At 60.8% G+C, this 12,297-nt stretch carries 10 protein-coding genes and 1 pseudogene; 6 read left to right on the top strand and 5 right to left on the bottom strand.

From position 1 onward, the window contains the following. Positions 1 to 34: 34 nt before the first annotated feature. A complete protein-coding gene (gene wecB, locus BLU85_RS28755; RefSeq protein ID WP_092205221.1) occupies positions 35 to 1,267 on the bottom strand; it encodes a non-hydrolyzing UDP-N-acetylglucosamine 2-epimerase in 1,233 nt (410 codons plus the stop codon). 896 nt (positions 1,268 to 2,163) lie between these two features. Here wecB and BLU85_RS28750 point away from each other — a divergent pair. From BLU85_RS28750 to BLU85_RS28740, 3 genes are read left to right on the top strand one after another with little or no spacing between them, the layout of a single operon-like run. Then, positions 2,164 to 2,724, top strand: coding sequence for a TRAP transporter small permease (locus BLU85_RS28750; RefSeq protein ID WP_092205195.1), 561 nt, complete (start codon positions 2,164 to 2,166; stop codon positions 2,722 to 2,724). Then, a complete protein-coding gene (locus BLU85_RS28745; protein ID WP_092205194.1) occupies positions 2,721 to 4,001 on the top strand; it encodes a TRAP transporter large permease subunit in 1,281 nt (426 codons plus the stop codon). The genes BLU85_RS28750 and BLU85_RS28745 overlap by 4 nt, the downstream gene beginning before the upstream one ends. A 50-nt stretch (positions 4,002 to 4,051) precedes the next feature. Continuing rightward, positions 4,052 to 5,071, top strand: a complete 1,020-nt coding sequence (locus BLU85_RS28740) for a TRAP transporter substrate-binding protein (RefSeq protein ID WP_092205193.1) — start codon at positions 4,052 to 4,054, stop codon at positions 5,069 to 5,071. Between the two features lie 187 nt (positions 5,072 to 5,258). Here BLU85_RS28740 and BLU85_RS28735 read toward each other — a convergent pair whose 3' ends face one another. Together BLU85_RS28735 and BLU85_RS28730 are read right to left on the bottom strand one after the other, a co-directional pair. Beyond that, positions 5,259 to 6,050 carry a transporter substrate-binding domain-containing protein gene (locus tag BLU85_RS28735; RefSeq protein WP_092205192.1) on the bottom strand — a complete coding sequence of 264 codons (792 nt, stop codon included), beginning with the start codon at positions 6,048 to 6,050 and terminating at the stop codon, positions 5,259 to 5,261. 93 nt (positions 6,051 to 6,143) lie between these two features. Then, positions 6,144 to 6,797, bottom strand: coding sequence for a TetR/AcrR family transcriptional regulator (locus tag BLU85_RS28730; protein ID WP_092205191.1), 654 nt, complete (start codon positions 6,795 to 6,797; stop codon positions 6,144 to 6,146). 141 nt (positions 6,798 to 6,938) lie between these two features. Between BLU85_RS28730 and BLU85_RS28725 the strand changes: the two are divergent. Beyond that, a pseudogene (locus BLU85_RS28725) lies at positions 6,939 to 8,168 on the top strand (arabinose transporter). A gap of 56 nt (positions 8,169 to 8,224) precedes the next feature. Further along, positions 8,225 to 9,091 (top strand): SDR family oxidoreductase, encoded by an 867-nt coding sequence (locus tag BLU85_RS28720; RefSeq protein ID WP_092205190.1) that lies wholly within the window; start codon positions 8,225 to 8,227, stop codon positions 9,089 to 9,091. A gap of 111 nt (positions 9,092 to 9,202) precedes the next feature. Here the strand turns inward: BLU85_RS28720 and BLU85_RS28715 are convergent, their stop codons facing one another. Both BLU85_RS28715 and BLU85_RS28710 read right to left on the bottom strand, forming a co-directional pair. Beyond that, positions 9,203 to 9,835, bottom strand: coding sequence for a response regulator (locus BLU85_RS28715; protein WP_024619432.1), 633 nt, complete (start codon positions 9,833 to 9,835; stop codon positions 9,203 to 9,205). 32 nt (positions 9,836 to 9,867) lie between these two features. Beyond that, positions 9,868 to 11,229: a cache domain-containing protein gene (locus tag BLU85_RS28710; protein WP_092205189.1), complete on the bottom strand. Its 1,362-nt coding sequence runs from the start codon at positions 11,227 to 11,229 to the stop codon at positions 9,868 to 9,870. A gap of 313 nt (positions 11,230 to 11,542) precedes the next feature. On the opposite strand from BLU85_RS28710, the gene BLU85_RS28705 reads away from it, so the two are divergent. Then, positions 11,543 to 12,297, top strand: a 755-nt coding sequence (locus tag BLU85_RS28705; RefSeq protein WP_305882190.1) for a carbon starvation CstA family protein, incomplete at its 3' end; no start/stop codon positions are given.

Below are 12,297 nucleotides of genomic sequence, written 5' to 3'. Positions count from 1 at the left end.
AGGCAAATCTCGATCTGATAAGGGTGGGTAGCGGTTATGAGGTGAAATCGGCGAGCAACTCGCGTGGCTCGGACAGCGGCGTGTGTAACGGCTCGTGCGCCGGTTGCACCTGACCCGCGACAAAATCGTCGACCGCACGCCCCATCAGGGTGTCGACGATGCGCTGGCTGGCCTTGCCATCGCCGTAGGGGTTGACCGCCTGAGAGGTACGACGCCACAAAGCCACGTCGTCGAACAGCGCGGTCACGCCGGCAATGATCGAGGCCGGGGAGGTGCCGACCAGGCGCACGGTGCCAGCGGCCACGGCTTCGGGGCGTTCGGTGACGTCGCGCATCACCAGGACAGGTTTGCCCAGGGACGGGGCCTCCTCCTGCACACCGCCGGAGTCCGTGAGGATGACGTGGGCATGTTGCATCAGGCGTACGAACGCCAGGTAATCCAGGGGCTTGATCAAGTGCACATTGAGCAGGTCACCCAGTTGTTCGGTCACTGGCCCCAGTACATTGGGATTGAGATGCACCGGGTAGACGATCTGGATATCCGTGCGCTGGGCCAGCTCGCGCAAGGCCTTGCAGATGTCCAGGAAACCCTCGCCGAAGTTTTCCCGACGATGACCGGTCACCAGCAGCAGCTTGCGTCCGGTTTGCAGGAACGGGAACTGTTGGTCCAGATCACCGCGCAGTTGGGCATCGTCATTGATGCGTTGGGCAGTCAGTTGCAGTGCATCGATCACCGTGTTGCCCGTCACCAGGCAGCGGCCCTGCAGGCGTTCGCCCAGCAGGTTGTCGCGGGATTGACCGGTAGGGGCAAACAGCAGGTCGGCACTGAGGTCGATGCAGCGACGGTTCATTTCTTCCGGCCACGGGCTGTAGATATCGCCGGTGCGCAGCCCGGCTTCGACATGACCTACGGGGATGCGCCGGTGGAAGGCGGCCATCGAGGCCACCATGGCCGACGTGGTGTCGCCATGGACCAGCACCCGATCCGGCCGGGTCTGTTCCAGGACCGGGTCGATGGCGCTGTACAGCGCGGCAGTCAGGGAGTTGAGTGTCTGGTGTGGCGTCATCACGTCCAGGGTGAAATCAGCCTTGAGGTCGAACAGATCCAACACCTGCTTGAGCATGCTTTGATGCTGGCCGGTAACGCAGATCAGCGATTCAATGCCGGGTTCGGCGGCGAGGGCCTTGACCAGAGGAGCCATCTTGATAGCTTCGGGACGGGTGCCGAAAATCGACAGGATCTTGATTCGTGGGACTTGAGTAGCGATGACGCCCTTCCTCGCGCAGTTTGCTGCGCCGCACAACAGTTCGCCCAAGTGCGGGCACGCACTTGAGTAAGTGATTTAATTTAAGTGGTTCCAATAATCCGAAAGGGGTTTTGCGCGTAAAGAAAGTTACGTGGTGGCACCTTGGTTTTTGGTTCGGAGATTAATAGCATCAAAGTGCGTGACCGCAAAGTTTTTTATATGAAGTTTCATTAATATTTTTTCAAAGGCCTCGCTGAGGATAGTGAGAGAGCTGTTAATTTGCCGAATTATTGCTGTTTTCTATTGATTTTAAAGGGTTTTATTTTTGTTTTTTATTTTGGTGGGGCGATGTGTGTCGTTATTAATTATTGGCGCCTGAAAAAACAAGATGAAATTTCTGCATGCCGTTAGACTGGCGCCGGAATGTTGTCGTGAGCCGTAATTAGTGGGCTTAAGTTGAATTTTCGCAAGGCGCCTTGAGTGAGTTTTGTTCATTTTATTTTTATTAATTATGACGAACGGTTAATAAATAACTTTTAATCGGGCGTGCTTCTGTTCCTCAACCAAGGAAAGTTTGTGCCTGGTTTCGCCGGTATGGGGATGGGCAGGCCTGTAAATGCGTAGCCGATAATCGCCCGTTTTGTCATGGGTTCGTGCTTGGGATATTGACCGTACTAACCGGTTGGTACATTTTAGGCGCCACATACGTCTTGCGACGCATTGCCAAGACCATAATAAAAAAATAGAGGAACACCTCATGCGAACCTGTCTGCAAACGCCCGACGCCTTTCTCTCGATCCGGCGCTTCTGGCCTGAAGCCCCTCGGAACACCTCCACTTGGATTCGATAGCGGACACCGCTGCCGTTCTATTGCGCCGGTTGGAACCCGGCACTCGACAATCCGAGAGGTCTTCAAGATGGCAAAAGTCGTCGACTTGTATTTCAAGCTGCTGAAGCTGCTGATCGTGCTATGCATGCTCGCAATGATCGTGCTGGTGTTCGGCAACGTGGTGCTGCGCTATGCCTTCAACTCGGGCATCAGTGTGTCGGAGGAATTGTCTCGGTGGTTCTTCGTCTGGATGATTTTTCTGGGTGCCCTGGTGGCGCTCAAGGACCGTGCCCATCTGGGCATGGACAGCCTGGTCAAACGCTTGCCGTCGGCAGGCAAGCGGATCTGCCTGGTCATCGGGCATCTGCTGATGTTGTACATCTGCTGGTTGATCTTCAGTGGCAGTTGGCAACAGGCGGCGATCAACCTGAACGTAGTCGCCCCGGCATCGGGGTTGTCCATGGCGCTGTTCTATGGCGCCGGCCTGGTGTTCGGCGCCAGTGCCGCACCGATCCTGCTCTACGAGCTCTACCTGGCGCTGTTCGGCAAGCTCGGGGATGACGAGCTGGTGATGGTCAAGGACAACGACGCCGAGGCGATGCCTCATAACCCCAGCATCCCTGATTCCATCAAGAGTACCCGCCCATGACGCTGGTTATTTTTCTCGGGTCCTTGATCGGCAGCATGGCACTGGGCATGCCCATCGCGTTCGCCTTGCTGGTGGTCAGCGTGGCGTTGATGGTTTACCTGGATCTGTTCGATGCGCAAATCATCGCCCAGAACCTGCTCAACGGCGCGGACAGTTTTCCGCTGATGGCCGTGCCGTTCTTCATGTTGGCCGGCGAAATCATGAACGTCGGCGGCCTGTCCAAACGCATCGTCAACATCGCCATGGCGCTGGTGGGGCATAAGCGCGGTGGTCTTGGTTACGTGGCGATCATCGCTTCCTGCCTGCTGGCGTCGCTGTCCGGTTCGGCCGTGGCCGATGCGGCGGCACTGGCCGCGTTGCTGGTGCCGATGATGGTGCTGGCCGGGCACCATCGAGGGCGCTCGGCCGGGCTGATCGCCGCCGGTAGCATCATCGCGCCGGTCATTCCGCCGAGCATTGGCTTCATCGTCTTCGGTGTGGCATCCGGGGTGTCGATTTCCAAGCTGTTCCTGGCCGGTATCGTGCCGGGGTTGATGCTGGGGGCTTCGCTGGCCGTTGCCTGGTGGTACATCTCCCGCAGCGAGAACGTCGAGACGCCGCCCAAGCGTTCCCGTGCCGAAGTGCTGCGCACGTTGCTCGATGGCAGTTGGGCGATGGGCCTGCCCTTGATCATTATCCTGGGCCTCAAATTCGGCATCTTCACGCCCACGGAAGCCGCGGTGGTCGCGGCGGTCTATTCGCTGTTCGTGTCCCTGGTGATCTACCGGGAAATGAAGGTCAGCCAGTTGTACGAAGTGATCCTATCCTCGGCCAAGACCACCTCGGTGGTGATGCTGCTGGTGGCGGCGGCCATGGTTTCATCGTGGCTGGTGACCATCGCCGACCTGCCGGGCCAACTGGCGGAGCTGCTGGCGCCGTTCATGGACAACCAGACCCTTCTGTTGCTGGTGATGATGGTGCTGATCATCCTGGTAGGGACGGTGATGGACATGACCCCGACCATCCTCATCCTTACCCCGGTGCTGATGCCGGCCGTCATCCAGGCGGGGATCGACCCGGTGTACTTCGGCGTGCTGTTCCTGATCAACACCGCCATCGGCCTGATCACGCCGCCCGTGGGCACGGTGCTCAATGTGGTTTGCGGAGTGGCCAAGCTGGACTTCGAGGAAATCGTGCGTGGGGTGTGGCCGTTCATGTTTGCGCAGTTTGTGGTGCTGTTCCTGTTGGTCCTGTTCCCGCAATTGGTCCTGGGGCCGTTGAAATTCTTCACCGGATAACCCCGGTGCTGTTAGCTCGACCTTAAAAACAATAACGATCGGAGAGTGACATGGGAAAACTGATGAAAACCCTGCTGGCCGGGGCGTGTGCGACGGGCTTGCTGTTGACCGGCGTGGCCAGCCACGCGGACGAAATCCGCGAACGGACCTTGCGATTCGCCTTTCAGAACGTCAAGGAGCACCCCCAGGGCCAGGGCGCGCAGAAGTTCGCCGACCTGCTCGGCGAGAAGAGCGGCGGCAAGATCAAGGTCCGCCTATTCCCCGGCGGTACGTTGGGCGGTGATGTGCAAACGGTGTCGGCGTTGCAGGGCGGCACACTGGACATCACGGTGCTCAACTCCGGCATCCTGGCCGCCCAGGCACCGGATTACGCCATGCTCGATTTCCCGTTCCTGTTCAACAACGTCGAGGAAGCCCATGCGGTCATCGATGGGCCGGTCGGGCAGAAACTGGCGGCGCAACTGGACAGCAAAGGGCTGGTAGGGCTGGGTTACTGGGACCTGGGCTTTCGCAACCTGACCAACAGCAAGCATCCGGTGACCAAGCTTGAAGACATGCAGGGCCTGAAGATTCGCGTGATCCAGTCGCCGATCTACCTGGAGACCTTTGCCGCGCTGGGTGCCAACCCCGTGCCGATGGCGTTCCCCGAGGTCTACACCGGCCTTGAGCAGCACACCATCGATGGTCAGGAAAACCCTTTCACGGTGATTGAGGGCAACAAGTTCTACGAGGTGCAGAAGTACCTTTCCGTCACGGGGCACATCTTCAATCCGCAATCGTTGATCATCAGCCAGAAAACCTGGAACCGTCTCAACGACGATGAAAAAGCGATGATTCGCGCGGCCGCGGCCGAGGCGCAAACGTTCCAGCGTGAAGTCACGGCGGCGAGCATGGACAAGGCCAAGGCCACATTGGCCGCTGCGATGACCGTCAATGAAATCACCCCGGCCGAGAAAGATCGCTTGCGTGAGCGGGTGAAACCGGTAGTCGACAAGTTCGCCAAATCCCTGGATGGCGACCTGGTGAAGACGATGTACGAGGAAATCGCCAAGGTGCGCGCGGCGCAGTGAGATGAATGGGCCTGCCCGCAACAGACCCCATCACAGGGCCCCTGTGGGCTGACCCCAGGATTCACATACGCCACAGACCCCCTGTGGGAGCGAGCTTGCTCGCGATTGCAGTGTGTCAGTCAATATCAACGCGGCTGACCTGACGCCATCGCGAGCAAGCTCGCTCCCACAGGGGGGCAGCCAATGGTTACTGGGCGGCTGGCACGGCCAGCCACTGGCCAATCACTTTCTGGTAGCTGCCATTGGCCTTGCTCAGGTGCAGCCACTGATCGACGTACATCTTCCAGGTGTTGTCATCCCGTGGCAGCAGGTAGGCCTTCTCGCCATATTGCAGGTAGCGGGTCGGGTTGACGGCACACAGGCCGGGCTTGAGTTTCTGTTGGTAGAGCGCTTCCGAGGCGTCGGTAATCATCACGTCGGCTTTCTTGTCCAGCAGTTGCTGGAAGATGGTCACGTTGTCATGGAAGTTGAGCTGGCCGTTGGGCAGGAACGCCCGGACGAAGGCTTCGTTGGTGCCGCCGGCCGGCTCGACAAGGCGCACCGAAGGCTGGTTCATCTGCTCGAGGGTCTGGTAACGTTCCTTGTCTTCGCAACGCACCAGCGGGATCTTGCCGTCCACGTCCAGGGTGGTGCTGAAATAGGCTTTCTTCTGACGCTCCAGCGTCACCGAAATCCCACCCATGCCAATGTCGCATTGGCCTGCAACCATATCCGGCATCAGGGTTTTCCAGGTGGTCTGCACCCATTGCACCTTGACGCCGAGGCTGGCCGCCAGGGAGCGCGCCATGTCGATGTCGATGCCTTCGTATTCGCCTGCTTCGGTTTTAAAGGTATAGGGCTTGTAGTCGCCGGTGGTGCACACCTTCAGTTCGCCGCGTTGCAGGACCTGGTCCAGCAGCGAAGGTGTCGGCTCGGCCAGGGCGGCGCAAGAGAGCGCCAACAGGCCACAGAACGTCATCGAGCTTGTTATGGTTTTCATCGTGAGGGGACGTCTCGTAGCGGAGGGAAACAAGATCGGGGAGTGTAGTAAAAGTGTTGGCAGGCTGTCACTGGAGCAGGGCAGACGACCCTGTCAGCAGGCAGCGGTCTCAAAGGGGCGTCGCTGCAAGCTTTCCAGGTAGGCGCAGAACATATCGGCCATGGCGTCGCTGTAGATGGCAACGTCCGCAGGAGAGCGGGGCGCTGATGAAAAACGCTTACCCACGGCACTGAGCGTGCTGATGACCAAGTCACCTGCCAGGGTGCGGGTTTGGGCCGGGGCGTCTGGCAATGCTTGCAGCATGAAGGCGTCCACCGACTGTTGCACCGACATCCGCGCGGCCTGGTGCTCGGGTGCGTCACGGTAGAGCGGGGCGGCGTCGTTGAGGGCGACGCGTATCTGGGCCTCGTCGCATTCGGACTGGATGAACGCCTGCACCAGGGTACGCAGGCGCTCGAAGGGCGGCTTGAGATTGTCTTCAAGAATCTCGCGCAGCATGTCGCTGGTTTGCCGCCATTCATCACTTTGCAGGCGGAACAGGATCGCCGCTTTGTTCGGGAAGTATTGATATACCGAGCCGACGCTGACGCCCGCCCGCTCGGCAACCCGGGCCACCGTGAAACGTGCCGCGCCCTGGGTCGCCAGAACCTGAACAGCCGCTTCCAGAACCGCGGCGACGAGCTCGGTGGAGCGTGCCTGTTTCGGCTGTTTGCGCGAGGAAATCTGCGGGCTTGAGCGTTCGGACATGTGGGCATGAACCTCGGCAGGGAATGCGAATAGGAAACGCGACGGATTGTTCGTATCTTGAATGCGACGAATTGATCGCATTCTAGTCGGCTCCACAGGCAGCGTTCAACGTCACATCGCATCCTTTCCGTGGGTAGGGTTATGACACAAGACAATATTCATCTCGGCGCTTCCTCGGCGCCCCAGGCAGCCGTCGAGGCCAATCCGGCGCTCAAGCTGTTGCCGCTCACACTGACTGTATTCATCGGTTTCCTCACGATCGGCATGCAACTGCCTGTCTTGCCGCTCCATCTGCATGACACGCTGGGCATGGGCACGCTGGTCATCGGCCTGGTGGTCGGCGCGCAGTTCGCCGCGGCGCTGTTGTCACGGGCCTGGGCTGGCAATTTTGCCGACATGCGCGGTGGTAAACGCGCGGTCATGACCGGGCTGGTGACAGCCGCGGTTTCAGGGCTGGTCTATCTGCTTTCCCTGGCGTTCGTTGCCGCGCCGGTCACGTCGGTCTGGCTCTTGTCGGGCGGTCGGGTGCTGTTGGCAATTGGCGAAAGCCTGATTGTCACCGGTGCGCTGGGGTGGGGCATCGGCCTGGTGGGCGCGCAGCATGCCGGCAAGGTCATGGCCTGGAATGGCATCGCCATGTACGGCGCCTATGCCCTGGGCGCTCCGCTTGGCGTGGCGCTGAATGGCGGCTGGGGATTCACGGGCATCGCCATGGCCTCGATGTTCATTCCGCTGCTGGCCTTGGCGATTGTCGCGGGCGTGCGCGCTGTCGCCCCTACGGCGACCCGGCGCACACCGTTCTACACGATGCTCGGTGCTGTATGGGTTCCGGGCATGGGATTGGCGTTTTGCAGCGTCGGCTTTGGTGTCATCACGGCGTTCATTGCCCTGTTGTTCGCGGCCAGGGATTGGGGCAACGCTTCCTTGGCCTTCACGGCGTTCGGTGTGGCTTTCATCGCTGCGCGCCTGCTTTTCGGCCACCTTCCGGACAAGATTGGCGGCGCCCGCGTCGCGCTGGTCTGTGTATTGATCGAAGCCGTTGGGTTGCTGCTGATCTAGAGCGCCGACACCGCGACCATGGCGTATGTGGGCGCGGCCTTCACCGGCTTCGGTTATTCCCTGGCGTTTCCCGGCTTCGGCGTGGAGGCGGTACGGCGTGCGCCACCGCAGGCACGCGGTCTCGCCATGGGGGCCTACGTCGCGTTTCTTGATATTTCCCTGGGCATCACCAGTCCGCTGGCCGGTTTGTTGGCCAGTGGCTGGGGCATCGGTGCGGTTTACCTGGGCGGTGCCATTGCCGTTGGGCTGTCCTTCGGGGTGGCCTTGATGCTGCTCAGAGGACGACAAGCACAAGTTCAATACAAATCCTGAGTGTTCGATGGGTTATAAGATTTTCGGTCTCGTTTTTTAGAACAGGAGCGTTGCACATGCACGTATTCGTTACCGGTGCCACGGGCTGGGTTGGGGCGTCCGTGGTACAGGATCTGATCGCCGCCGGGCATCGGGTCACCGGCCTGGCCCGATGCGAAGAGAAAGGCGCCACACTGGCTGCGACAGGCGCGAAGGTGATTCCAGGCACCTTGGATGATCTCGAGGTCCTGCACAACGCAGCCTCGGCGGCGGACGCGGTGATTCACACGGCGTTCAATCATGACTTCTCCCGATTTGCCGAAAATGCCCAGCAGGACCGCCGCGCCATCGAAACGTTGGGCGATGCCTTGCGAGGCTCCGACCGGCCGTTGCTGGTGACGTCGGGCCTGTTTGGATTGACGCGGGGCGCGAGTGAACTGGAAGTGGTGAGCCCGGCCTCGCCCCGCAAGTCCGAAGCCGCCGCCCGGGACCTGGCCGAGCGTGGGGTGCGTGTGGCGACGGTGCGGCTGGCGCCCTCGGTCCATGGCCTCGGCGACCATGGGTTCGTGCCGATCCTGATTCGCCTGGCCCGGGAGACGGGCGTCTCGGCCTATCTCGGAGACGGTGGCCACTGCTGGTCGGGCGTGCACCGGTTGGATGCCGCACGGGTCTATCGGCTTGCGCTGGAGCAGGGCGTGACACAGTCGGTCTACCATGCGGTCGCCGACGAGGCCGTGCCGTTCAAGGACATTGCCCTGGCGATCGGTCGTGGCCTGGGGTTGCCGGTCGAATCCCGGGAGCGCGAGCATTTCGGCTGGTTCGCCCACATGGCGGGGGCGAACATGGCGGTGTCCAGCGAATACACCCGTGCCTTGCTGGGCTGGACGCCAAGCGGTCCGGGGTTGTTGGATGATCTTGAACACCCTGGTTATTACGCTGGATAAGGGGCACCTGTGGCGAGGGAGCTTGCTCCCGCTGGGTTGCGAAGCGACCCCAATATTTTACGGTCGCTGCGCAACCGAGCGGGAGCAAGCTCCCTCGCCACAATGGTTTCTCTAGCGGGAAATGATCCCGTGGTCGATTGCGTATTTCACCAGGGCCGCGGGCTTGTCGATGTTCAGTTTGCGGCGGATGCTCAGGCGATGGGTTTCGACGGTGCGTACGCTGATGTCCAGTTCACGGGCCATTTCTTTGTTGTTCAGGCCCTGGACCATTTTGTACAGCACCTGGCTTTCCCGTGGCGTCAGCTCGTTGTCGGTGTGCGGGTCGGTGGCGAGCCGCTGGGCGATCTCGGCACTGTAGAAGGTGCCGCCGCTGATGATGGCTTCGATGGCCGCGATGATCTCCCGAGACGGTGCGTTCTTGAGCACGTAGCCGCTGGCGCCGGAACGCACGGACTCGCTCACGTACTCATAATTGTCGTACATGCTGAGAATCAGGATCTTGAGGCTGGGGTATTGCTTGCCCAGCAGCCGGGTCAGCTCGAGCCCGTTCTTATCCTTGAGGCCGATGTCCATCAGCAGCAGGTCCGGTTGGCAGCGACCGACCATTTCGATCGCTTGCGCGCCGTTCTCGGCTTCGCCCACCACATCCAGTTGCGGCATCACCGACAGCAGGGCCCTGATGCCGTCGCGGACCAGGGAATGATCATCGACCAGTGCGACGCGAATCACGGGCGGCAGGTTCATCGACGAGTGCTCCTGTTGGCCTGGGGCGCGCATCAGCTTTGCGTGACCGAGAGGTTCATGGGCAACAGGATGTCCAGTTCGCTGCGGCCCGGTACGGACGTCACTTCCAGGCGTCCGCCGAAATGCTCGACCCGCTCGCGGATGTTACGCAGGCCGATGCCGGCATGGCCGCGTTCCACTTGCGGGACGTTGAACCCCATCCCGTCGTCGACTACCGTCAGTCGCAAGGACTGGCTGGAGCCGAACAGGGTAATGCCGACGCTTTTCGCCCCGGCATGGCGCTCGATATTGGTCAGGGCTTCCTGGGCGATGCGAAACAGCGAGACAGGCGCGCCATTTTCGAGGCGGCAATCGAATTCGTTGCTTCGATAGGACACTTCCAGACCGCTGCGCTGCTGGAATTCGGTGGCGAGCTGGCCGATGGCGGCGGGCAGGCCCAAGGTATCGAGCAGGGACGAGCGCAAGTCGTGGGAGATATTACGGATCTCGCCGATGGCTTCGCCGAGCCGGTCGGTGGCGTTCTTCAGGATGCCCAGGCCATTTTCCTGGCCGTTCTCCAACACGTGGCTGGCCAGTTCGAACTGGAATTTTATCGACACCAGCAGTTGGCTGATGCCGTCATGCAGCTCGCGCGAAACCCGCGAGCGTTCTTCTTCCTGCAAGCTGACGATGCGCTGGTTCAAGCGCTGCAGTTTCTTATCGGCCAGGCGATGTTCGCTGACATTGAGGGTCATGCCACCGGCGAACACCAGCAGGACCGCCACCAACGCGATCGCGGCGATGGCTTGCATGGTGGTGTGGATGCCATGGGCGACTTCGTCACGGGCCTGCTGGGTGGCGCGCTCGACATCTTCCAGGTAAATCCCGGTGCCGAGCATCCAGCCCCACTTGTCCAGCATCACGACATAGGCCAGCTTGTCGGTCACCTGGCCGGAGGAGGGCTTGTTCCAGGCGTAGCGCTGGAACCCTTCGCCTGACTCGGCGCTTTTGATCAGCGCCTGGATGACCGGCAGGCCGTGGGGGTCCTTCATGTCCCAGAGGTATTGCCCCACCAACTCCGACTGGCGGGCATGCATGAGGCTGCGGCCCTGGCGGTCGTAGACGAAGAAGTAACCGTTGATGCCGAAGCTGAGCTTGCGCAGTTCTTCCAGGACCTGCTGTTGCGCCCGCGCGTCGCCCTGGCCATCGTTGTACAGCGGTGCGATCAGGCTCTGCGCCATCTCGACATAGTTCTTCAGCTCGGCGCGCTTGCTCGCCAGGATGCTGTCTTCGATCAGTTGCGCCTGTTGATCGCCCAACTGGCGGTTGAGCGAGATCACCAGGGCGCAGATGACCGCGATGGCCAGGACCAGCGGCAAAATCCCGAGGGCGACGATTTTGTGTTTGAGCAGCATCTGTACTCCTGTCCGGGCTCGGCGGGGAGGCGAATGGCGGCATCATATGCCAAACCCATGGGTGAGGCATAAAACCTGTGGGGCAAGACATGTGGGAGCAAAGCTCGCTCGCGACGCTGGCGCCGCGGTTCATAAAGACCGTATTGACTGTATCGCGGGCAAGCCTTGCTCCCACAGGGACAATTGGAGGTCTACGTAGTACTACGGATTTATTTATTGACGGCTTGCAGGGATATTGGGCCGGCTCCGAATAGCCGGGGCACACTATAAAAACAATCGCCGCAATCCACTGGATATCGGCAGGAGACATGCAATGACAACCCGTCTGGTTAAACACCTCGCCTGGTTTGCCGTGGCTGTTCTGGGAGCTTGTGCGTTGAGTGTCGTGGCCTTGCGCCGCGGCGAACCCATCAACGCCCTCTGGATCGTCGTCGCCGCCGTGGCCATCTACCTGGTCGCCTACCGCTACTACAGCCTCTTCATCGCCAACAACGTGATGCAACTCGATGCGCGCCGGGCCACCCCCGCCGTGCTCAACAACGATGGCCTGGACTACGTCCCGACCAACAAGCACATCCTCTTCGGCCACCACTTCGCGGCCATTGCCGGCGCTGGGCCGCTGGTCGGGCCGGTGCTGGCGGCGCAGATGGGCTACCTGCCCGGCACGCTCTGGCTGATCGCCGGTGTGGTGCTGGCCGGTGCGGTGCAGGACTTCATGGTCCTGTTCCTGTCCACGCGCCGCAACGGTCGCTCCCTGGGCGACATGGTGCGCGAGGAAATGGGCCGTATCCCCGGCACCATTGCGCTGTTCGGCTGCTTCCTGATCATGATCATCATCCTCGCGGTGCTGGCGCTGATCGTGGTCAAGGCCCTGGCCGAGAGCCCGTGGGGCATCTTCACGGTGATGGCGACCATCCCGATCGCGATGTTCATGGGCCTGTACATGCGCTACATCCGCCCGGGCCGCATCGGTGAGATCTCGCTCATCGGCGTGCTGTTGCTGCTGGGTTCGATCTGGCTGGGCGGGCAAATCGCCGCCGACCCGGTCTGGGCCAAGGCCTTCACCTT

Source organism: Pseudomonas sp. NFACC14 (genome assembly GCF_900106885.1).
In the GTDB taxonomy this organism is placed as follows: Bacteria; Pseudomonadota; Gammaproteobacteria; order Pseudomonadales; family Pseudomonadaceae; genus Aquipseudomonas; species Aquipseudomonas fluorescens_AA.
Note: the sequence above shows the minus strand (reverse complement) of the source record. Positions and strands in the feature narration are given on the sequence as shown.

Bases quoted from the DNA above. Each gene is read 5' to 3' on its own strand.
- BLU85_RS28750 (WP_092205195.1), top strand. From the start codon at position 2,164: ATGGCAAAAGTCGTCGACTTGTATTTCAAGCTGCTGAAGCTGCTGATC.
- BLU85_RS28735 (WP_092205192.1), bottom strand. From the start codon at position 6,050: ATGAAAACCATAACAAGCTCGATGACGTTCTGTGGCCTGTTGGCGCTC.
- BLU85_RS28720 (WP_092205190.1), top strand. From the start codon at position 8,225: ATGCACGTATTCGTTACCGGTGCCACGGGCTGGGTTGGGGCGTCCGTG.
- BLU85_RS28745 (WP_092205194.1), top strand. From the start codon at position 2,721: ATGACGCTGGTTATTTTTCTCGGGTCCTTGATCGGCAGCATGGCACTG.
- BLU85_RS28740 (WP_092205193.1), top strand. From the start codon at position 4,052: ATGGGAAAACTGATGAAAACCCTGCTGGCCGGGGCGTGTGCGACGGGC.
- BLU85_RS28710 (WP_092205189.1), bottom strand. From the start codon at position 11,229: ATGCTGCTCAAACACAAAATCGTCGCCCTCGGGATTTTGCCGCTGGTC.
- BLU85_RS28715 (WP_024619432.1), bottom strand. From the start codon at position 9,835: ATGAACCTGCCGCCCGTGATTCGCGTCGCACTGGTCGATGATCATTCC.
- BLU85_RS28730 (WP_092205191.1), bottom strand. From the start codon at position 6,797: ATGTCCGAACGCTCAAGCCCGCAGATTTCCTCGCGCAAACAGCCGAAA.